Source organism: Leisingera aquaemixtae (assembly GCF_019801145.1).
Taxonomy (GTDB): Bacteria; Pseudomonadota; Alphaproteobacteria; order Rhodobacterales; family Rhodobacteraceae; genus Leisingera; species Leisingera aquaemixtae_A.
The window spans coordinates 181,353-200,645 of sequence record NZ_JAHVJQ010000006.1; the positions used below are offsets into that span (position 1 = coordinate 181,353).

General features: G+C 64.4%; 22 protein-coding genes. 19 read left to right on the forward strand and 3 right to left on the reverse strand.

What is annotated here, in order from left to right:
* Positions 1 to 32: 32 nt before the first annotated feature.
* From KUW17_RS15895 to ribD, 13 genes are all read left to right on the forward strand, one after another.
* Positions 33 to 371, forward strand: a complete 339-nt coding sequence (locus tag KUW17_RS15895) for a hypothetical protein (protein ID WP_222480873.1) — start codon at positions 33 to 35, stop codon at positions 369 to 371.
* Between the two features lies 1 nt (position 372).
* Positions 373 to 2,370 (forward strand): DNA primase, encoded by a 1,998-nt coding sequence (gene dnaG / locus KUW17_RS15900; RefSeq protein WP_222480875.1) that lies wholly within the window; start codon positions 373 to 375, stop codon positions 2,368 to 2,370.
* Between the two features lie 132 nt (positions 2,371 to 2,502).
* Positions 2,503 to 4,485, forward strand: coding sequence for an RNA polymerase sigma factor RpoD (gene rpoD / locus KUW17_RS15905; protein ID WP_222480876.1), 1,983 nt, complete (start codon positions 2,503 to 2,505; stop codon positions 4,483 to 4,485).
* Between the two features lie 32 nt (positions 4,486 to 4,517).
* The gene (locus KUW17_RS15910; RefSeq protein WP_222480878.1) at positions 4,518 to 4,871 is read left to right on the forward strand and encodes a hypothetical protein; all 354 of its coding nucleotides are present in this window, start codon (positions 4,518 to 4,520) and stop codon (positions 4,869 to 4,871) included.
* Between the two features lie 27 nt (positions 4,872 to 4,898).
* On the forward strand, positions 4,899 to 5,330 hold the full coding sequence (locus KUW17_RS15915; protein WP_222480880.1) for a thiol-disulfide oxidoreductase DCC family protein: 432 nt from the start codon (positions 4,899 to 4,901) through the stop codon (positions 5,328 to 5,330).
* The gene (locus KUW17_RS15920; protein WP_222480881.1) at positions 5,327 to 5,872 is read left to right on the forward strand and encodes a DUF4166 domain-containing protein; all 546 of its coding nucleotides are present in this window, start codon (positions 5,327 to 5,329) and stop codon (positions 5,870 to 5,872) included. Before KUW17_RS15915 ends, KUW17_RS15920 begins: the two co-directional genes overlap by 4 nt.
* 86 nt (positions 5,873 to 5,958) lie before the next feature.
* Positions 5,959 to 6,255, forward strand: coding sequence for a hypothetical protein (locus KUW17_RS15925; protein ID WP_222480883.1), 297 nt, complete (start codon positions 5,959 to 5,961; stop codon positions 6,253 to 6,255).
* A 106-nt stretch (positions 6,256 to 6,361) separates the two neighbouring features.
* A complete protein-coding gene (locus KUW17_RS15930) occupies positions 6,362 to 6,763 on the forward strand; it encodes a hypothetical protein (RefSeq protein ID WP_222480885.1) in 402 nt (133 codons plus the stop codon).
* Positions 6,764 to 7,148: 385 nt separating this feature from the next.
* Positions 7,149 to 7,514, forward strand: a complete 366-nt coding sequence (locus KUW17_RS15935; RefSeq protein WP_261397238.1) for a hypothetical protein — start codon at positions 7,149 to 7,151, stop codon at positions 7,512 to 7,514.
* Positions 7,515 to 7,562: 48 nt separating this feature from the next.
* Positions 7,563 to 7,988, forward strand: coding sequence for a hypothetical protein (locus tag KUW17_RS15940; protein ID WP_222480890.1), 426 nt, complete (start codon positions 7,563 to 7,565; stop codon positions 7,986 to 7,988).
* 57 nt (positions 7,989 to 8,045) lie between these two features.
* On the forward strand, positions 8,046 to 8,462 hold the full coding sequence (locus tag KUW17_RS15945) for a secondary thiamine-phosphate synthase enzyme YjbQ (RefSeq protein ID WP_222480892.1): 417 nt from the start codon (positions 8,046 to 8,048) through the stop codon (positions 8,460 to 8,462).
* A 122-nt stretch (positions 8,463 to 8,584) separates the two neighbouring features.
* Entirely contained in the window at positions 8,585 to 9,052 is a 468-nt protein-coding gene (nrdR, locus tag KUW17_RS15950; RefSeq protein WP_027236911.1) for a transcriptional regulator NrdR, read from the forward strand.
* Positions 9,052 to 10,149: a bifunctional diaminohydroxyphosphoribosylaminopyrimidine deaminase/5-amino-6-(5-phosphoribosylamino)uracil reductase RibD gene (ribD, locus tag KUW17_RS15955; protein ID WP_222480894.1), complete on the forward strand. Its 1,098-nt coding sequence runs from the start codon at positions 9,052 to 9,054 to the stop codon at positions 10,147 to 10,149. Before nrdR ends, ribD begins: the two co-directional genes overlap by 1 nt.
* A gap of 36 nt (positions 10,150 to 10,185) precedes the next feature.
* On the opposite strand, the gene KUW17_RS15960 is transcribed toward ribD, so the two are convergent.
* The 3 genes from KUW17_RS15960 to KUW17_RS15970 form a co-directional block, all read right to left on the reverse strand.
* Positions 10,186 to 12,198, reverse strand: a complete 2,013-nt coding sequence (locus KUW17_RS15960; RefSeq protein WP_222480896.1) for a capsular polysaccharide biosynthesis protein — start codon at positions 12,196 to 12,198, stop codon at positions 10,186 to 10,188.
* Positions 12,199 to 12,203: 5 nt separating this feature from the next.
* Positions 12,204 to 13,301 carry a polysaccharide biosynthesis/export family protein gene (locus tag KUW17_RS15965; protein WP_261397249.1) on the reverse strand — a complete coding sequence of 366 codons (1,098 nt, stop codon included), beginning with the start codon at positions 13,299 to 13,301 and terminating at the stop codon, positions 12,204 to 12,206.
* Positions 13,302 to 13,434: 133 nt separating this feature from the next.
* The gene (locus KUW17_RS15970) at positions 13,435 to 14,727 is read right to left on the reverse strand and encodes a capsule biosynthesis protein (RefSeq protein WP_222480900.1); all 1,293 of its coding nucleotides are present in this window, start codon (positions 14,725 to 14,727) and stop codon (positions 13,435 to 13,437) included.
* 163 nt (positions 14,728 to 14,890) lie between these two features.
* On the opposite strand from KUW17_RS15970, the gene KUW17_RS15975 reads away from it, so the two are divergent.
* The 6 genes from KUW17_RS15975 to KUW17_RS16000 all read left to right on the forward strand — a co-directional run bounded on the left by KUW17_RS15975 (position 14,891) and on the right by KUW17_RS16000 (position 19,191).
* Entirely contained in the window at positions 14,891 to 15,478 is a 588-nt protein-coding gene (locus tag KUW17_RS15975) for a riboflavin synthase (protein WP_222480902.1), read from the forward strand.
* 214 nt (positions 15,479 to 15,692) lie between these two features.
* Positions 15,693 to 16,820 (forward strand): 3,4-dihydroxy-2-butanone-4-phosphate synthase, encoded by a 1,128-nt coding sequence (gene ribB, locus KUW17_RS15980; RefSeq protein WP_222480904.1) that lies wholly within the window; start codon positions 15,693 to 15,695, stop codon positions 16,818 to 16,820.
* 1 nt (position 16,821) lies between these two features.
* Entirely contained in the window at positions 16,822 to 17,373 is a 552-nt protein-coding gene (locus KUW17_RS15985; RefSeq protein ID WP_222480906.1) for a 6,7-dimethyl-8-ribityllumazine synthase, read from the forward strand.
* Positions 17,370 to 17,852, forward strand: a complete 483-nt coding sequence (gene nusB / locus KUW17_RS15990) for a transcription antitermination factor NusB (protein WP_222480908.1) — start codon at positions 17,370 to 17,372, stop codon at positions 17,850 to 17,852. Before KUW17_RS15985 ends, nusB begins: the two co-directional genes overlap by 4 nt.
* A gap of 170 nt (positions 17,853 to 18,022) precedes the next feature.
* Positions 18,023 to 18,352 (forward strand): hypothetical protein, encoded by a 330-nt coding sequence (locus KUW17_RS15995; RefSeq protein WP_222480910.1) that lies wholly within the window; start codon positions 18,023 to 18,025, stop codon positions 18,350 to 18,352.
* A gap of 356 nt (positions 18,353 to 18,708) precedes the next feature.
* Positions 18,709 to 19,191 carry an MmcB family DNA repair protein gene (locus KUW17_RS16000; RefSeq protein ID WP_222480912.1) on the forward strand — a complete coding sequence of 161 codons (483 nt, stop codon included), beginning with the start codon at positions 18,709 to 18,711 and terminating at the stop codon, positions 19,189 to 19,191.
* Positions 19,192 to 19,293 lie beyond the last annotated feature (102 nt).

Here is a 19,293-nt window from a genome sequence, read left to right on the forward strand (position 1 = left end):
GGGGATCACCAACTGATTCCCGGAGCGCATCTATGATCCGCATCGCCCTTGCAGCCGCCTTGCTGGCGGCGCCGGCCTATGCTTCTGAAACCAAAGAAGAAAGCTGCAAATACCAGGGCCAGGTCATGGCCGCGGTGCAGCAGGCCCGGCTGGACCGGGTGAAGCAGGAAGAGGTGGAACAGGTGATTCTGGACAGCGATCCGGAATGGCCAGATGCCTATTCCAATGCCATCCCGCAGCTGACGCAGCATGTCTATGCAATGAAGCGGCGCGACCTGAAGAGCACCGATCTCGGCGCGCTGTTCGAACAGCAGTGCCTGCAGAACTGGGATCAGATCCAGGCGATGCAGAAACAGCTGAAGTCGAACTGATATGTCCCTGCCGCCCGGCTTTCTGGATGAACTGCGCACCCGCATCAGCATATCTGATGTTGTCGGGCGCAAGGTCATGTGGGACCAGCGCAAGTCGCAGCCGGGCAAGGGCGACTACTGGGGGCCGTGCCCCTTCCACCACGAAAAGACCGCTTCGTTTCACGTCGAGGACCGCAAGGGATTCTATTACTGCTTCGGCTGCCACGCCAAGGGTGATGCGCTGAAGTTTGTCCAGGAAACCGAGAACGTCGGTTTCATGGAGGCGGTGGAGATCCTGGCGAATGAGGCGGGCATGGAGATGCCCAAGCGCGATCCGCGCGCGCAGGAAAAGCAGGACCGCCGGACGCTGCTGGCAGAAGTCATGGAGCAGGCGGTGCAGTTCTTCCGCCTGCAGCTCAAGACCAATGCCGCCCAGGACGCCCGCGCCTATCTGCAGCGGCGGGGCATGACGGCGCAGGCGCTGGACCGCTGGGAAATCGGCTTTGCTCCTGACGGCTGGCAGAACCTGTGGGACGCTTTGCGCGGCAAGAACGTGCCCGAGGATCTGATCATCGGCGCGGGGCTGGCCAAGCCGTCGAATAAGGGCGGCAAGCCCTATGACACCTTCCGCAACCGGATCATGTTCCCGATCCGCGATGCGCGCGGCCGTGCGATTGCCTTTGGCGGCCGGGCGATGGACCCCAATGACAACGCCAAATACCTGAACTCGCCTGAGACCGAGCTGTTCGACAAGGGCCGCAGCCTTTACAATCACGGGCCGGCGCGGGCGGCCTCCGGGCGCGGTTCCACGCTGGTTGTCGCCGAAGGCTACATGGATGTGATTGCGCTGTCGGAGGGCGGTTTCCAGTCCTCCGTGGCGCCGCTCGGCACCGCGATCACTGAAAACCAGCTGCAGATGCTGTGGCGCATGTCGGATGAGCCGATCATCGCGCTGGATGGTGACACTGCAGGCATTCGCGCCGCCATGCGGCTGATCGACCTGGCGCTGCCCCTGCTGGAAGCGGGCAAGTCGCTGCGCTTTGCCATCATGCCGGAAGGCAAGGACCCGGACGACATGATCCGCAGCGAAGGGCCGGAAGCGGTGCAGGCGGTGCTGGATCAGGCGATTCCGATGGTCAAGCTGCTGTGGCAGCGCGAGACCGAGGGCAAGGTCTTTGACAGCCCCGAGCGCAAGGCCGCGCTCGACAAAAGCTTGCGGGAAAAGATCAAGCTGATCCGCGATCCGTCGATCCGCAAGCACTACGGCGAGGACGTCAAGGAAATGCGCTGGCAGCTGTTCCGAGGCAGCCGGGGCGGCAGCGAGGGCGGTTTTCCGCAGCGCGGCGGCAAGGGCGGCGGCTTCCGCGACGGCGCCCGCGCGCCCTGGAAGCCAGGAAAGGGCTTTGGCGCGATCCCGCAGCCGCGGGCAACCACCCGCGCCTCGCTGGTGGCAGGCGCCAATGATGAATCCTTTGCCGCCATGCGCGAAGCGGTGATCCTGGCGACAGCCATCACCACGCCGGAAGTGATCCCGGAATTCGAGACCAGCCTGGAGCGCCTGCAATGCGCCGACCCGGACCTGGCAGCGCTGCGCGACATGGTGCTGCGCCACGGCATCGACGCGCCGGAGCGGCTGCGCGAGGAAATCGACTGGTCTTTGGGCCCTCATGCCCTTGAAAACCTCTTTGCCCTTCGCCACGTTGCAATCATCCCCTGCCTGCGCAAACCCGGCGACACCGAACTGGCCAGCATGACCCTGGCGGAAGAGCTCGCAAAACTCGAAGCGCGGCGCGGGCTGGATGCGGAACTGGCAGAAGCCGAAGAGGATTTGCACGGCCTTGCGGATGAGGCGCTGACCTGGCGGCTGCGGCAGGCGGCAGAGGCCAAGAACAAGGCCGTGCGCAGCGAAAATGAGGACAAGGCGACATATGACGTGGGCAAGAATGGCGCGCGGCTCAACCGGGATGAGCGCGATGCCTTCGGTGCCCTTTTGGACCGGATCGGCTTTTCCGAGAAGTGACGCGCAGTGTGATTCTGCGTTTTGCTAAGGAAGAGCACAGGAAAATTGGGTAAACGGGGTGACGAATCGGATGATCGCGCTAATGATTCGCGTGATTCGAACCGCCCCGCAGCCCCTGAGTAGGAGCAATGAATGGCCGCCAAAGACACCGACGACCGCAAACCTGACGATCAGGACGCCGAAATCTCCCTTGATATGAGCCAGGCTCAGGTCAAGAAGATGATCGCGGAAGCCCGCGAGAAAGGCTACATCACCTACGATCAGCTCAATCAGGTTCTGCCGCCGGATCAGGTCAGCTCGGAACAGATCGAAGACGTGATGTCGATGCTCAGCGAGATGGGCATCAACATCATCGAGGACGAAGAGGCCGAGGAAGAAGAGAACAAGGGCACCACCGACCTTGTGACCACCGAAGGCCCGCGCGAAGTTGCGCTGGCCGGCGCCCAGACCGAAAAGCTGGACCGCACCGACGACCCGGTGCGCATGTACCTGCGCGAAATGGGCTCGGTCGAGCTTTTGAGCCGCGAAGGCGAGATCGCGATTGCGAAACGCATCGAGGCGGGCCGCAACACCATGATCGCCGGCCTGTGTGAAAGCCCGCTGACCTTCCAGGCGATCACCATCTGGCACGACGAACTCCTGTCCGAGGACATCCTGCTGCGCGACGTCATCGACCTGGAGGCCACCTTCGGCAACCAGCTGGATGAGGACGGCGAAGAGGAGCCGGTTGTCGACACCTCCGCCGTGGCAGCATCCAAGCCGGCCAAGGAAGAAGGCCCGGAGCTGGACGCCGACGGCAACCCGATTGCCAGCGATGATGATGACGACGAGGACGATCAGGCCAACATGTCGCTGGCCGCGATGGAAGCCGCGCTCAAGGACCGGGTGCTGGTCACGCTGGAGCGGATCTCCACCGACTTCGCCGAGCTTAGCGAAATGCAGGACAGCCGGATTTCGGCAACTCTGAACGAGGACGGCTCTTTCAGCACTGATGACGAGGCGCGCTATCAGTCGCTGCGCTCGGAAATCGTTGAGCTGGTGAACGGCCTGCACCTGCACAACAACCGTATCGAAGCGCTGATCGACCAGCTTTATGGCATCAACCGCCGCGTCATGCAGATCGACAGCTCGATGGTGAAGCTGGCCGACCAGGCCCGCATCAATCGCCGCGAGTTCGTGGACGCCTACCGCGGCCGCGAGCTGGACCCGAACTGGCTGTCCGACATGGGCGAGAAGCCGGGCCGCGGCTGGCAGATGTTCATCGAACGCTCCACTGACAAGGTCGAGGAGCTGCGCGCCGACATGGCCCAGGTGGGCCAGTATGTGGGTCTGGACATCTCCGAATTCCGCCGCATCGTGCAGCAGGTCCAAAAGGGTGAGAAGGAAGCCCGCCAGGCCAAGAAGGAAATGGTCGAGGCCAACCTTCGCCTGGTGATTTCGATCGCCAAGAAATATACCAACCGCGGCCTGCAGTTCCTGGACTTGATCCAGGAAGGCAACATCGGCCTGATGAAGGCGGTGGATAAGTTCGAATACCGCCGCGGCTACAAGTTCTCGACCTATGCGACCTGGTGGATCCGCCAGGCCATCACCCGTTCGATTGCCGACCAGGCCCGCACCATCCGGATCCCGGTCCACATGATCGAGACCATCAACAAGCTGGTCCGCACCGGCCGCCAGATGCTGCACGAGATCGGCCGCGAGCCGACCCCGGAAGAACTGGCCGACAAGCTACAGATGCCGCTGGAGAAGGTCCGCAAGGTGATGAAGATTGCCAAGGAGCCTATCTCTCTCGAAACCCCGATCGGCGACGAGGAAGATTCGCAGCTGGGCGATTTCATCGAGGACAAGAATGCCGTGCTGCCCTTGGACAGCGCCATTCAGGAGAACCTCAAGGAAACCACCACCCGGGTTCTGGCCTCGCTCACCCCGCGTGAGGAGCGGGTTCTGCGGATGCGTTTCGGCATCGGCATGAACACCGACCACACCCTGGAAGAGGTCGGCCAGCAGTTCAGCGTGACCCGCGAACGGATCCGCCAGATCGAGGCGAAGGCGCTCAGGAAACTGAAGCACCCCAGCCGCAGCCGCAAGCTGCGCAGCTTCCTGGATCAATAAAGTTGAAGGCGCCCTGCGGGGCGCCTTTTCATTTGCGAGGAACCAATGGCTTCAACGAATATTGGGCAAATCGAATTTTCAATGAATATGTCAAGCTGCGGCAATCAAGTGACAAGGTTTTTGTTACATACGGAGACTTGGCAGAGATGATTGGGCGTCAGGGGGAGCATAGATTGCTGGGGGCTCCCTTAGATCTGGTGCGGGCGATCTGTGAAAAGGAGAAACTTCCTGACTTTGCAACTGTTGTTATAGATCAGAAAAGTTTGAAGTCAGGGGAAATGAAACCATCGCCGAAGGCTTTGGAAAAGTACGGTAGTTGGCCCGGTTTGAGAGCTGAGCAGGCGCGTGTTTTGGCGTTTGATTGGAACACGGTTGAAGTCGAATAGGCAACTTTCTGAAAGAGACAGTAAACGGTGGAGAGCACCCGGCTAACAATTGACAACCTCATCGTCTTCGACGGCGAATGCGTGCTGTGTTCAGGCTTCTTCCGCTTCATGCTGCTCCATGACCGGTCTCGGCTGTTTGCATTTGCCACCGCGCAATCGCCGCTGGGGCAGCGGCTGTACCGTGAGCTGGGCCTGCCTGCGGATGACTTCGAGACCAACCTGGTGATCGTCGGTGGCCGCACCTATCAGCGGCTTGATGCCTTCGCCGCGGCGATGCGGGCGCTGCCGTGGCCCTGGCCGGTGTTGTCATTATGCCGGTTTCTGCCGCGCGGGCTTAAGGATGCGCTCTATTTCAGCATCGCCCGCAACCGCTACAGCCTGTTCGGGCGCCATGAACGCTGCATGATCCCCGGCCCCGAGATCCGCGTCCGCTTTGCCAGCGGGGGCTATGGCGCATGAGGGATGCCTTTGGCGAGATCATAGCCGTGCATAGGCTGCAGGTGCCGCCGGCCCTGATGCGGTTTCATACCGCGCCTCCTGCGCGCAGCCTTGGTGTGGTCAGGGTTGAAGGCGGCAACCGCTGGGCGCGGCTGCTGGCCGGGCTGGCGGGCTTCCCGCCGCCGATGGCGCAGACCCGTTTCCGCCTCGACGTCGCGCAGCAGGGCACGGGCCACGTCTGGCGGCGCTGCTTCGGCAGGCATCAGACCCGGTCCCACCTGCGATTCGATCCGCGCCGGGGCAGGGCGGTGGAACGCTTCGGGCCGGTCGAGCTGGAGCTTTCGGCCAGCGTGCAGCAGGGGGCGCTGCTGGTCACGGTCGAAAGGGCCCGCCTGTTCGGGCTGCCGCTGCCGCGCGCGCTGTGCCCCGTCAGCGCGGCGATGGAGTTCGAGACCCCGCAGGGGCACCTGGGTTTTGACATCTCTGCCAGCCTGCCGCGCATCGGCCTGCTGGTGCGCTACAGCGGCCATATCGCGCTGCCGGAGCTGAACCTGAAGCGTTAACCATTTGCTAACCCTGTCGTTGCCTGCCCGCGCGGTGAACCGTAGGTTTTCCGTATCCGCATGGAACTTCCGGGGGGGGGAAGAAGATGTCCGCAGAAGCCGATCTGGACCGGGCGCTGGATGCGCTGGCACAGAAACTCGAAGAGCTGAACGACCTGACGCGTGCCAACCGCTTCATGGTCGAGGCAATGGCTGGGCAAGGGGATGCGCTGAAGCAGATGAGCCGCCGCCGCACCAGGGACATGCTGCGCTGCCAGGCCCGGGCGCAGTTTCACCCTGATACCGGAACCGCGCCTGACGCGGCAGTGCTGGCCATTCTGGAAGAAGTGCTGGGCAGCCGAGGGGAAAGCGCCGAGATCATTCCGTTTCCTGCCCGCGCCTGAACCCGGCACCGCACACATTTGCGAGAGGCCGGGGGCAGGGCCGCGAACACCTCTTGAGGCTGTTGCGCTACTCCCTATGCTGACTTCAGCAAAGGGATATTTCCGGATGAGAAACCTCGTTACCGCCGCCGCCCTGGCCTGTGCCACTGCCTTGCCGGCGGCAGCTGATACCTTTATCGCGAACCGCGGCGTGCGCGTGCTGCCGGTCAATGACATTGTCTACGAGGTGGTGCCGGGCCGTTCCGGCGGCACCTGGGAATACTGGTGCGCTGCTGCCGAATACGCCCGCCGCGTGCTGGGCGCGAACTGGACGGACCGTTACTACGTTGTGCGCGGCCGCGATGTCAGCGTCACAACCGGGCGCCGCTCGTCGGTGCAATTCACCCTCTATCCGGACCGGGCAGGGGTGCCGTCCAGGATCGGCTGGCTGTCTCTGGGCTTCCGTCCCGGCGACAGTTTGTCGGTGCAGCAGGGCTATGGCTACTGCTCGCAAGCGTCGCCGCTTTAACCGGCAGCCAGCGGGCGGCCATAGCCGATGCGGGGCGTTCACAAACGGCCACGGCAAGGTGTTGCTGCAGACCGGCCGCGGTGCGAAACCGGCTGCCGCAAATGCCTCCGAACACTTTTCTCCGCCGAATGCCGGGCAGGGGCAGGCATCTTGAGACCGGCTTAAGCTTTTGAATGGGGGCAGCTTTCAGGGTGCCGCAGCTCTTTCTGCGACAGCCTGCACCTTGCTGCCATAAACAATGGCGCCGCCGCACGGCAGTGTGAGTGGCCCGTGTGTCAATTCTCCCTATCCTAGAAGCGGGGGGCACCGGTCTGTGCCCCGTTCGTCTAAGGGAGCTGCCATGAAACCTGTTGCCGCCGCTGCAATCGCTGCCACGTCGCTGATGATGGCCTTCCCGGCAAGCCTGGACGCCAAAGCCAGCCGTCACAGCATCCGCGTCAATCCGGTGTCTGACGGTATTTTCGAAGTCATCCCCGGGGCTGGCAATGGGATACTGTTCTGGTGCGGGGCTGCGGATTACGCCCAACGCGTGCTCCGGGTGCCCTGGAGCGCCAAATTGCACATCTCCCGCGGGCTGGGGCCCAGCGAAACAACCGGCCGCCGCTCAGCGGTCCAGTTCACGCTGGATGCAAATCTGGCCGCAGCCGCCCCAACCGGCGGATACGGGTCTGTTAACAGCCTGCAAGCTGGTGATACAATGAATGTTCAGAGAGCTTTTGATTATTGCTTTGTGCCGTTCGGGCGGCCGTGAATTCATTCAGGTCCGCGGCCTTCCCGGAACAGCGAGATGGAGGTTGAGATGACCAGCAAGAAACTGTGGCTGCCGGGCGTGCTGGCACTGGTTCTGTCCGTTCCGGTGCCTGCATCCGCGTGGCGTTCGATAAACCGGAATGAGGTGCTGCCGGTGTCCGAAGGCGTTTGGGAGGTGGTGGCCCGGAGCCGGTCCGGCGCGCAGGATTACTGGTGCAGCATTGCCGATTTTGCCATCCGCCAGCTGCGGGCGCCCGCGAACCAGCGGATCTACGTCTGGCGCGGCGAGGGGCCGTCAGTGAACCGGCCCGGGCGCAAGGCGGTGCAATTTGCCTTTGGCCTGCCGCCTGGGGTGCCTGACCGCTCCGGCAGCCTGTCGCTGAATGTGCGCGAGGCGGGCGACAGCCTGCGGGTGACTTCTGCGCAGAACTACTGCTACGACCGGCTGCCCGGGCGCGACCGTTTTCTGCCATAGGAGCGGCTGCTGAGGGAGCGGGTTGCCTGAGCCGGGGGTTTCAGCCAGAAAGACTTCATGCATCACGACTTCACCATCCCGACCCGCGGGCAGGGGCTTTATGAATTCACCCGCGATGTGCGGGCCTGGGTGGCGGACAGCGGCTTGCAGGACGGGCTGCTGACCCTGTTTGTCCGCCATACGTCCTGTTCCCTGCTGGTCCAGGAAAATGCCGACCCTGAAGTGCAGAGCGATTTGCGCGCATTCTTCACCCGTCTGGTGCCGCCCTCATCCGATCCTTCGATGGCCTATTTGCGCCACACCTATGAGGGGCCCGACGATATGCCAGCGCACATTAAGGCGGCGATGATGCCGGTCAGCCTGTCCATTCCGGTCCGCCGCGGCGCGCCGGTTCTGGGGACCTGGCAGGGCATTTTTCTGTTCGAGCACCGCGATGCGCCGCATCAGCGGCGGGTGGCCGGACACCTGGTCTGAACCTCTTTATCTAGCGGCGGTAATTCCCCCCTACCCAAATTCTGGAGGGTGGCCTATAGTTGTGGATAACCGGGGAAATACCGGCACAATAAACAGGCTGACAGGATTGAGGGAGCAGGCGGATGCGCTGCCCATTTTGCGGAAATATCGACACTCAGGTCAAGGATTCACGCCCTGCCGAGGATCATGTTTCGATCCGGCGGCGCCGGTTCTGCCCGGCCTGCGGCGGCCGTTTCACCACCTACGAACGGGTGCAGCTGCGCGATCTGGTGGTGATCAAGTCCAATGGCAAGCGCGAGGATTTCGACCGCGACAAGCTGGAGCGCTCGATCCGCATTTCGATGCAGAAACGCCCGATTGAGCCGGAGCGCATCGATCAGATGATTTCCGGCATCGTGCGGCGGCTGGAGAGCATGGGCGAGACCGATATCCCGTCGAAGAAGATCGGCGAGATCGTGATGGAGGCGCTGGCCCGGATCGACACCGTGGCCTATGTGCGCTTTGCCAGCGTGTACAAGAACTTTCAGGCGGCGGATGATTTCGAGGATTTCGTTCACGAGCTGCGCCCGCCGGTGGCGCCGGAAGAATAATGGACACAGACCACCGTTTCATGGCGCTGGCGCTGTCGCTGGGACGGCGCGGGCAGGGCAATTGCTGGCCGAACCCGGCTGTCGGCTGCGTCATCGTGCAGGGCGGCCGCGTGGTCGGCCGCGGCTGGACCAAGCCGGGCGGACGCCCGCACGCCGAAACCGAAGCTTTGGCGCAGGCCGGAGAAGCCGCCCGCGGCGCCAGGGCCTATGTCACACTGGAGCCTTGTGCCCATCAGGGCGAAACACCGCCCTGCGCCCAGGCTCTGATCGATGCCGGGGTGGCGCGGGTTGTCGTCGCGATCGGCGACAGCGATCCGCGGGTTTCCGGCCACGGGATCCGGATGCTGCGTGAAGCGGGCATCAGGGTGGACACCGGCGTCTGGGGCGCCCAGGCGGCACGCGACCATGCCGGGTTTTTTCTCAAGACGGAACAGGGCCGCCCGCTGGTGACGCTGAAGCTGGCCAGCAGCTTTGACGGCCGCATCGCCACCGGATCGGGGCGCAGCAAATGGATCACCGGACCGGAGGCGCGCCGCGCCGTGCACGCGATGCGCGCCCGCCATGACGCGGTGATGGTCGGCGGCGGCACCGCGCGGGCGGATGATCCCTCGCTGACGGTGCGTGATCTGGGGGTGGAGCGGCAGCCCGTGCGGGTGGTGATCTCTCGCCATCTGGACCTGCCGCTGATGGGGCAGCTGGCCCGTACCGCCCGGGAGGTGCCGGTCTGGCTGTGCCACGGCCACGGTGCCGACCATGAGCGCCTTCAGGCCTGGGAAGGCCTGGGCGCCAGGCTGATCCCCTGCGCGTCGCACGGGGTTCAGCTTGATGCCGGAGACGTGCTGCAGCAGCTGGGGCAGGCGGGGCTTACCCGGGTGTTCTGCGAGGGCGGCAGCGCCTTGGCGGCTTCGCTTCTGGCGTTTGATCTGGTCGACGAGCTGATCGGCTTCACCGCCGGTCTGGGCATTGGGGCCGAAGGGCTGCCGTCGATTGGTGCGCTGGGCGTCGGCCGCCTGGAGGAGGCGCCGTGCTTCGAACTGGTCGAGACCCGCGCTGTCGGCAAGGACATCCTGCACCGCTGGACCCGCGCGCTGCGCTGAACCCGGTAATGTCTCCAGGGATCAGCCGGGCGCACGTCAGCGCCAGAGGCGGGCGTAGGTGGCGAACAGCCCCTGCAGCTTTGACAGCATCCGGTTGCCAAGGCCCGGATGCGGCAGGCGGCCCTCGCGCAGCCGCATCACCGCTACCTCTGCAGGGCAGGGTTGTCTGGTGACCGGGTCGAAATAGCGCGGGTAGTCGATCAGGGCAGCATGGGCGAGGCCCAGAAGCGGCACCTGCGCCTGCCGCCAGGACGGCGCTGGCGCCAGATCCCGGGTCAGCCCCCAGCCCGCGTAGAAAGGCGTGCCGAGCGTGGTGACTTTGACCCCGCGCAGCAGCGCCTCGAACCCCAGCAGAGAGGTCATCGTCCAGACTTCCTGCACATTCTCCAGCAGGGCCATCGGATCCGCATGGGCCGCAACCGCATCCGCCACTCCTCCGGCATCGATACGCCCGGCCCGCAGGCCTGCCTCCACGTCTGGATGCGGTTTGTAGATGATCACCGCGTCCGGGTTGGCTTCCCTCGCCGTGCGCAGGAGATCCAGATTGGTCCGGACCGTTCCAGCACCGCAGAGGATCGAGGCATCATCCTCCACCTGGCCCGGCACCAGGATCCGGCGGCCCTCAGGCAAGGCAGGAACGGCGCCGCCGAGATTGTATTTCGACACATGGTCCCGGACCAGGGATTGCACCAATCGTTCGGCCCGTAGCGCCTGCGCCAGGGTCAGCTCCGCGCGGCTTGCAATCAGCGCATCAAGGTCCGAGGGCTGGCGCGGATCGTAGTAGATCCCGCGCCGGTCGGTGACCAATGACAGCGGCGGCACCAGCTGCGCCCCCAGCCCGCGCGAGCGCAGGAACCCGTCCTCCACCCGCACCGCACCGGCGTGGACGTCTGCGGCCTTGCCTGCCCAGACCATCCGGTTGCGCCCGCCGGCCTGCGCCTTGGCAGGATCTTCGGTGAACTGAATCCGTTTTTCCGAACCAAAGAACTTCTGCAGCGGCTTGCGCTTCCACATCCGCATGCCTGAGGCCGCCCAGCCGCGATGGTCCTGCCGCCAGGCCCGTGCTTTTGCTTCCAGATTGTCCAGCACCGTTTCCAGGCTGCACAGCTCATCCCGGAACGGGTCGTACCATTTCGGATAGAGGATCATCGCGGCCGCAAACAGCTGCGCCCGTGTCAGCTGCCGCTGGCGCCGGGGCGGGGCGGCATCGTCGATGCTCAATCCCCAGCCCGCATAGAACGGCTGTCCGAACACCCGCGGCTTGTGGCCGGCCAGGATCGCTTCGAACCCCAGCTGCGAGGAGACGGTATAGACCCCGACTGCGCCCTCCAGCAGCGTCCAGGGAGAGACAGTGCCGGTGAACAGTTCAACCCGTCCCTGCGCATCACCGGTATCGTAGTATCCCGCCCGGTAGCCGCGCAGCGTCTCGGGGTGGGTCTTGATCAGAACGCGGGCACCGGGATGCTCCTCCTGTGCAAAGGCCAGCATCTCCAGAAACCGTGCCCGGTCCGCGCGCGAGGCGGTGACAGAGGCATCGTCCCGCGCCTGATCCGCGACCAGAACATAGCCGGGCGCCGGCATCGGTGTTTCAGGATCAAACGCGTTGTACTTGCTGAGATGCGCTTCTTTCAGGCGGGTGATGGCGTCGCGCGCCCGCTGCATCAAGTGGGCGTCGTCGAGCGGATGGCCGGCCAGTAATTGCTCCAGATCCGAAGGCACGGAGGCATTGAAATGCACCCCCGCCCGATCCAGCAGCAGCCCTATCGGCGGCTCGCCCGCGCGGCCGGGGTGCAGCGAGCGCAGAAACGCGTCCTCCACCCGCAGCAGCCCGCAGCCGCGCTTCTCCGCCACCGCAAGGCCGCGGTGGGCGGTGGGGGAGGCCCCCCAGATGCCGACCAGGTCGTCTGCCTGCGGCAGCCCCAAGCGGATGTTGTAGCCGGACAATTCCAGGATCCGCCGCACCCGGCGCTGGGTCAGAAAACCGCCGTTGTAAACAAAAAGCCGGGATGCAGTGCTCCCGGCTTCGTGGCGGCCTGAATTCAGGCTCATTCTGTTTAGCTGCCGCTGATTGCGGTAGAGGTACTGGCCAGCGATCCCACCGGCGCCAGAAGCAGCGAGATGGTCTTGGTCCACTGGGCATAGGGCGCTTCGGTGACGTAAAGCGTGTCGTCGTCGCGGATCACAAAGTCGCGGGCCATGAATAGCCCGTTCGGCTGCGTCAGGTTCAGCACATAGACCATGCGCTGGGCGCCGATCAGGTCATTGCGGCCCAACACCTGGTTGGCAATCTCGGCCGGCTCGTTGCGCAGCACGAACACGCCCGTCGGGTCTGCGGCGGTGGAGATCAGCCCGCCCACCTGGGCAATGGCTTCCAGTGCTGAAAGGTCCTGGCTTTCGAACGGCACCCGCGCCTGGGCAGAGGTCGCGCCGAGAGCGGTGAAGGACCGGGTGTCCTCCTCCACCAGAATGCGGTCGCCGCCGCGCAGGGCGACGTCCAGCTCGGGATGGTCAAACAGGTCCTGGAACCAGATCTTGCCCTTCTGGCTGCCGCGGATCACGGTGACCTGGGCGATCTCAGGCTGGATCGTCACGCCGCCGGCCTGGGCCAGCATCGCGGACAGGGTCCGGGTCGGGCGTTCGATCGGGTAGATGCCCTGGGCGCCCACCGAGCCGGTCAGGCTGACGGTGGCGCCATCACCGGCCAGGCGGCGCACTTGCACCTGCGGGTCGGGGGTCTGGTCTTCGAGCTTGCTGGTGATGGTCTCGCGCAGCTGCTCCGGCGTGTTGCCGGAGGCACGCAGACGGCCGGCGTAGGGCACGAAAATATAGCCGGCGCTGTCGACCTGCACCTCTTCCAGCACGGTGGAGTTGGAGGTCTCGGCGGCCAGCAGGCCGTCATCGACGTTTTCCCAGACGGTCAGGCCCAGCACGTCGCCGGGGCGGATGGTGTCTGAGGTCAGCTTGCCCGCAGAGGTGAAGCTGGAGGCAAAGCCAAGCGCGGGAACCACTGCGGTTGCCCGGGCGACGCGGTCATTGACCGAAACGATGAAGGCATCGCCTTCGCGCTGCACCGAACCGGCAAAGATCTGGCTCTTGCTGGGGCCGACTTTCGGCAGGCCGCAGGACGCAGCAAGGGTCAATGCCGCCAGCATTGCCACGGGGCGCGCCCAGCGAAGGGGAACGGATATCACTGCTCGGTCTCCTCGACCTTTATTGTTTGCCTCAAGTTTTACCGGCAAACTAACCGGCTGGCTGAAAAAAATCCAGTCTTTGGAAGGATCCGCTTCAGGTCACCAGCCGCAACTGTTGCCGCGGAGCCGCTGTTCCCAGCCGCAGCGCGTCATAGGGATCTTCGTCCGCCAGCATCATATCGGCGACCTGGCGCAGCAGCTGGCGGCGCCCTTCGCGGGAATAATAGCCGCCCGGCACTTGCGAAGTTTCCAGCAGGAACCGCCGGTAATCCTTGTAGGCGCGGCTGTCTGGGCGGGAGGGCGCGGCAAAGAACTGGGCCAGCGGCTGTTCCGAGACGAACTCCGGCTTGCCATAGACAGCGCGCCCGAACACCCGCAAGGGAATGCCGCGCCACAGCACCTGCTGGCCGGCCGTGGAATTGACCGTCACCGCGCTGCGCGCTTCGTTCAAGAGCTGTGCCAGCTTGCCGCCGCGCACATAATGCACCCGCCCGGCAACGCCATGCTCCCGCGCCAGCCGGCGCAGGGTGCGGCGCACCTGGGCGCGGCCGTCTTCCAGCGGATGCGCCTTGATCACCAGGTGATGGTGGCGCGGAGCGCCTTCGGCAAAGCCGGTGATCACCTCGGCCAGAAAATCCCCCATGCTGGTGAATGGGGAATGCATCTGGAAGGAGCTGTCGTGCTCCAGCTGCAGCAGCGCCAGATGGTAGGGGAAGCCACCATTGCGGATGCGCCGCTCTGCCAACCGCCGCTCCAGCGCCTGTGCGGGCATCAGCAGCAGGCGTTTGAGGTAAAGCTGGAATTCCTTGGTCACCGGCAGCGCCCGGTGCGGGCGGAAATTGCGGTATCTGCGGTTCTGGAACATCACGAACCAATGGTACAGCGCGCCGTAGAACACGTGCTGGCGCATGTCGCCCCAGTGTGCAGGGGGCAGCGGCGCCTCCATGTCCGAGAGCGCCAGCGCTTCCTGCATCTCGGGAACCGTCATTTCCATCAGCCGCGAATGGCCATTGGCGCCGCCGCGTTCATAAGTGACCCAGTAGGGCCGCAGGTAGCCTTCCTCGAACACATGTACGGTAATGCCGCGCTGCCGGGCTGTCTCAACCGCGGCGGCATGGATCGGGCGGGTGTCGCCGTAAAGCACGATATCAGTGATGCCGCGGCTCTCCAGCAGCCCGGCCAGCACCTCCGGCCAGTCCTGCAGGCAGCCGGTGAACGGGATATAGCTGTCCCTGCCGCGCCAGAATGCCTGGTCGCCGGCATTGAACCCCACCCGCGCGACCTCGCACCCTGCGGCCCGCAGCATCCGGCCAAGCGCGGCAAAGAACGGCCCGTGCGGGCCTTGCAGGAACAGGAAGCTTCGGTGTTTTACAGGGGGGCTTGGCATCACATGGGCGGCTGTACAGGGGCGTATTCGGGAATTGATTAACATTTGACTGGGGCGAAACTATGGCTGCGCCACCAGCAAAGGCAAGCCGGGGCTTGTGAAGGCTGCGCGGCTTGGCTACCTCTGCGGCAGGAATGACATATGACCTGCGGGGAGCGCACCCATGTTTACTGGCATCATCACCGATGTGGGCACCATTGCCGAGCTGGAGCAGCAGGGCGATCTGCGCGCCCGCATCCGCACGGCCTACGACACTGCCACCATCGACCTCGGCGCCTCGATTGCCTCGGACGGCGTCTGCCTGACGGTGATCGCCCTGGGCGAGGATTGGTACGACGTGCAGATTTCGGCAGAGACCGTGTCCAAGACCAACTTGGACAGCTGGGCCGTGGGCAAGCGGGTGAACCTGGAGCGCGCCCTGAAGGTGGGCGATGAACTGGGCGGCCACATCGTCTCCGGCCATGTGGATGGCGTCGCCGAAGTGGTTGAAATGAAGGACGAGGGCGACAGCACCCGCGTCACCCTGCGCGCGCCAGAGGCGCTGGCCCGCTTCATCGCACCCAAGGGCTCGGTTGCGCTGAACGGCACCTCTTTGACGGTGAACGATGTGGACGGCCGCGACTTCGGTATCAACTTCATCCCGCACACCAAGGAAGTCACCACCTGGGGCGATGTGAAGACGGGCGACCGCATCAACCTGGAAATCGATACCCTGGCCCGCTACGTTGCGCGGCTGCAGGAAGCGGGCTGAGCGGGCCCGCCCTTCATCTTTCGAAAATACTCCGGGGTGAGGCCGGAGGCCGAGGGGCAGGGTTCCTCATCATCTTGTGCGCAGATGCACAGGACGCGTCCGGACGTCTGGTTGCCGTTTGCAGGACTGGCATTTGCCGCCGGCCTGGGCTATCTGGCTGGGAAAGAACCCGCAGTGCCAGGCGTGCTGCCCATGCGCATCGAAAGGCTGCCATATGAGTTTTGAAACACCGGGGCCGGTTGAGGCGCAATTGCGCGATGCCATCAGCCCGATCGAAGAGATCATCGAAGAGGCCCGCCAGGGCCGCATGTTCATCCTTGTGGACCACGAGGACCGCGAGAACGAAGGCGACCTGGTAATCCCCGCCCAGCACGCCGATGCGGCTGCCATCAACTTCATGGCGACCCATGGCCGCGGCCTGATCTGCTTGACCATGCCGGCCGAGCGGATCGAGGAACTGGGCCTGCCCATGATGGCCATGCACAACTCCTCGCGCCACGAAACCGCCTTTACCGTTTCCATCGAAGCCCGCGAGGGCGTGTCCACCGGCATCTCCGCCGCCGACCGGGCGCTGACCGTGGCCACCGCCATCGACCTGAAAAAGACCGCCGCCGATATCGCGACGCCGGGCCATGTGTTTCCGCTGCGCGCGCGCCGGGGCGGGGTGCTGGTGCGCGCGGGCCATACAGAGGCAGGCTGCGACGTCGCCCGTCTGGCCGGCCTCTACCCGTCGTCGGTGATCTGCGAGATCATGAGGGAAGACGGCACCATGGCGCGGCTGCCCGACCTGGTGGAATATGCGCAGAAGCACGGACTGAAGATTGGCACCATTTCCGACCTGATCACCTACCGCGCCCGCAACGACAACCTCGTGGTGGAAACCTCGCGTGAGACCGTGATTTCGGAGTTCGGCGGCGAGTGGGAAATGCGGCTGTTCACCGACCAGACCCACGGCATCGAACACGTGGTGATGATCAAGGGCGACATCACCACGCCGGAGCCGGTGCTGGTGCGCACCCATGCGCTGCATGAGGCGACCGACCTGCTGGGCCTCGGACCGAAATCGGCGCGGCAGCTGCCGCGCTCGATGGAGATCATCGCCGAGGAGGGCCGCGGCGTGGTGACCCTGTTCCGCCAGCCGCGCAACGCGCTTTATGCTAATGAGGACGAAGGCCCGCGCACGGTGACCATCAAGCAGACCGGCATCGGCGCCCAGATCCTGTCGAGCCTGGGCCTGCATGAACTGGTCCTGCTGACCGACTCGCCCTCGACCAAATATGTCGGGCTGGATGCCTATGGCCTGTCCATCACCGGCAGCCGCCCCATTCTGAAGGACGCTTGATATGGCTGGACATGAAACCCATTACACGCTGCCGCGCGCCGAGTTCGAAAAGCCGGTGAAGCTGCTGATCGTTGTCGCGCCGTACTACAAGGACATCGCCGACAACCTGGTTGCGGGCGCCGCAGCCGAGATCGAAGCCGCAGGCGGCACCTTTGAGATCGCCGAAGTGCCGGGCGCGCTGGAAGTGCCGACCGCAATTGCCATCGCCGACCGCACCTCCAACTTCGACGGCTACGTGGCGCTGGGCTGTGTGATCCGCGGCGAGACCACCCATTATGACACCGTCTGCAACGACAGCTCCCGCGCGATCCAGCTGATGGGGCTGCAGGGCCTGTGCATTGGCAACGGCATCCTGACCGTGGAAAACCGCAAGCAGGCCGAGGTGCGCGCCGATACCGCCGATCAGAACAAAGGCGGCGGCGCGGCAGCTGCGGCCTTGCATCTGATCGCGCTCACGCGTAAGTGGGGCGCCCAGACCAAAGGCATCGGCTTCAAGGCGCCCGCAGGGGCGTATCGGGTTGCCGGTTCAGACAACGGATCCACCAGCGCATGAGCACCCAGGACAGCCGCCCCAAGGGCAACGGCAAGAATCAGATGAGATCGGCAGCGCGGCTTTACGCCGTGCAGGCGCTGTTCCAGATGGAACACAGCGGCCTCACCTTCGACAAGGTGATCGTCGAATTTGAGGACCACCGTTTTGGCGCTGTCTACGAGGGCGACGAAATGGCGGAAGGCGACACCACTGTTTTCCGCAAGCTGGTGCGCGAAGCGGTGAACCATCAGGCGCGGATCGACCAGATGACCGACCGGGCGCTGGTGGCGAAATGGCCGATTGCCCGTATCGACCCGACCCTGCGGGCGCTGTTCCGCGCGGCCGGCGCCGAGCTGACCCAGTCCGACACCCCGCCCAAGGTGGTGATCAACGAGTTTGTCGATATCGCCCGCGCCTTCTTCCCCGAAGGCAAGGAGGCGAAATTCGTCAATGCCGTGCTCGACCATATGGCGCGCGAGGCGCGGCCGGAAGCGTTCTGAGCCGCCATCTGCCGCAGAATTGAGCTGAAAAAAGGGCGCGCCTCCGGGCGCGCTTTTTTCGTGCGGCCAAGGCGGGCAAATGGTGCGGCAAAATCCGCTCATTCCCTCCGGAACCGCTGGACGGCGCCGCAAAGGCTGCTAACCTCTTCTTGCATATCTGGAGGACTCAGATGCCTGAACTGGTGAAAATGTATATCCGCAACGTGGTGATCGGCTTTGGGATTGCAGCCGCCTTTGTGGCGGTTCTCCTGTGGTTCAACGTGGCGAACCTGTGGTCGCTGGTCGCCGCCTCCGACGTTGGCCTGCTGGCAGTGTTCTTGTTGTGGTTCATGCACGGGATCGTCTTTGCCGGCGTGCAGTTCGCCTGGGCCGTAATGGCAATGGCGGAAAAGGACAGCGGCCCGCGCCGCGGCACCCCGGTGGCTCATGAATTTCAACCGGTGCGCGTCCCGGCCGAGGAGCAATCCCGGCAGAAGCGCCAGCTGAACAGCGGCCGCTGAGCAGCGAAGGCAGCCGAAATTCAGCCGCGCTTTCCGGACCGGAAGGCGCGGTTTTCTTTTGCGGGGCAGGAGAAGAAAAGCGGCGGGACCACCAGTCAACCGTGCGGCTTTGATTCCCGAGGACCTGTATATACAGGTGGGCGCCAGGTAAACGGACCAGGATCCGGACAGAGCCAGCTCCCTCGGAATTGCTTAAGGCCACCGGAATGCTGCCTGTCACGAGAAGGGCAGAACCCGCCAAGCCCGTAAGTAAGCCGACAAGGGCGCCGTTACAAGAGGGCCGGTGCCATCCATTGGCGATTCGCTGCGAAAGCGCGGGATTGCAATTTGTTCCCTAATTGTTCACATTTGTCCGCATGATGGAAGATCTGCAGCCTGGACAGAGACTTGCCCGCGGGGTGTCGCGCTATCTGCGGTCCCTGGGCTTTGCCCCGCTGGAGGAGTTCGTGCCGGCCCGCGGCTTGCGCGTCGATGTCATGGCGCTGGGCCCCAAGGGGGAACTGTGGGTGATCGAGTGCAAGTCCAGCCGCGCCGACTACCAGTCAGACAGCAAGTGGGAGGGCTACCTGGAGTGGTGCGACCGCTACTTCTGGGCGGTGGACATGGATTTCCCGGCCGAATTGCTGCCCGACGGAACCGGGCTGATCATCGCCGACCCCTATGATGCTGAAATCATTCGCATGGCGCCGGAGGACAAGCTGGCGCCGGCCCGGCGCAAGAAGCTGGTGCAGAAATTCGCCACGGACGCTGCCCGCCGCCTGCAAACCCTGCGCGATCCGCGCCTGGGAAAGGACGGGCTGCTGCTGGGCGGGGCGGGAGAGGAACTGCCGGAGGCGTGAAGCTAAGCAGGGGCCGTCCCGCGCCTGCAGATGCCCCGGCTGCGCCGGCGCCCTTTGGCACCCTCGGGTCCGCCGCGCGTCTGCGGCGCACCACGGTTCAAC

Excerpts from the sequence above, each read along its gene's own strand:
- KUW17_RS15895 (WP_222480873.1), top strand. The coding sequence starts at position 33 with ATGATCCGCATCGCCCTTGCAGCCGCCTTGCTGGCGGCGCCGGCCTAT.
- dnaG (WP_222480875.1), top strand. The coding sequence starts at position 373 with ATGTCCCTGCCGCCCGGCTTTCTGGATGAACTGCGCACCCGCATCAGC.
- rpoD (WP_222480876.1), top strand. The coding sequence starts at position 2,503 with ATGGCCGCCAAAGACACCGACGACCGCAAACCTGACGATCAGGACGCC.
- KUW17_RS15920 (WP_222480881.1), top strand. The coding sequence starts at position 5,327 with ATGAGGGATGCCTTTGGCGAGATCATAGCCGTGCATAGGCTGCAGGTG.
- KUW17_RS15925 (WP_222480883.1), top strand. The coding sequence starts at position 5,959 with ATGTCCGCAGAAGCCGATCTGGACCGGGCGCTGGATGCGCTGGCACAG.
- KUW17_RS15930 (WP_222480885.1), top strand. The coding sequence starts at position 6,362 with ATGAGAAACCTCGTTACCGCCGCCGCCCTGGCCTGTGCCACTGCCTTG.
- KUW17_RS15935 (WP_261397238.1), top strand. The coding sequence starts at position 7,149 with ATGGCCTTCCCGGCAAGCCTGGACGCCAAAGCCAGCCGTCACAGCATC.
- KUW17_RS15940 (WP_222480890.1), top strand. The coding sequence starts at position 7,563 with ATGACCAGCAAGAAACTGTGGCTGCCGGGCGTGCTGGCACTGGTTCTG.
- KUW17_RS15945 (WP_222480892.1), top strand. The coding sequence starts at position 8,046 with ATGCATCACGACTTCACCATCCCGACCCGCGGGCAGGGGCTTTATGAA.
- nrdR (WP_027236911.1), top strand. The coding sequence starts at position 8,585 with ATGCGCTGCCCATTTTGCGGAAATATCGACACTCAGGTCAAGGATTCA.
- ribD (WP_222480894.1), top strand. The coding sequence starts at position 9,052 with ATGGACACAGACCACCGTTTCATGGCGCTGGCGCTGTCGCTGGGACGG.
- KUW17_RS15960 (WP_222480896.1), bottom strand. The coding sequence starts at position 12,198 with ATGAGCCTGAATTCAGGCCGCCACGAAGCCGGGAGCACTGCATCCCGG.
- KUW17_RS15965 (WP_261397249.1), bottom strand. The coding sequence starts at position 13,301 with ATGCTGGCGGCATTGACCCTTGCTGCGTCCTGCGGCCTGCCGAAAGTC.
- KUW17_RS15970 (WP_222480900.1), bottom strand. The coding sequence starts at position 14,727 with ATGCCAAGCCCCCCTGTAAAACACCGAAGCTTCCTGTTCCTGCAAGGC.
- KUW17_RS15975 (WP_222480902.1), top strand. The coding sequence starts at position 14,891 with ATGTTTACTGGCATCATCACCGATGTGGGCACCATTGCCGAGCTGGAG.
- ribB (WP_222480904.1), top strand. The coding sequence starts at position 15,693 with ATGAGTTTTGAAACACCGGGGCCGGTTGAGGCGCAATTGCGCGATGCC.
- KUW17_RS15985 (WP_222480906.1), top strand. The coding sequence starts at position 16,822 with ATGGCTGGACATGAAACCCATTACACGCTGCCGCGCGCCGAGTTCGAA.
- nusB (WP_222480908.1), top strand. The coding sequence starts at position 17,370 with ATGAGCACCCAGGACAGCCGCCCCAAGGGCAACGGCAAGAATCAGATG.
- KUW17_RS15995 (WP_222480910.1), top strand. The coding sequence starts at position 18,023 with ATGCCTGAACTGGTGAAAATGTATATCCGCAACGTGGTGATCGGCTTT.
- KUW17_RS16000 (WP_222480912.1), top strand. The coding sequence starts at position 18,709 with ATGATGGAAGATCTGCAGCCTGGACAGAGACTTGCCCGCGGGGTGTCG.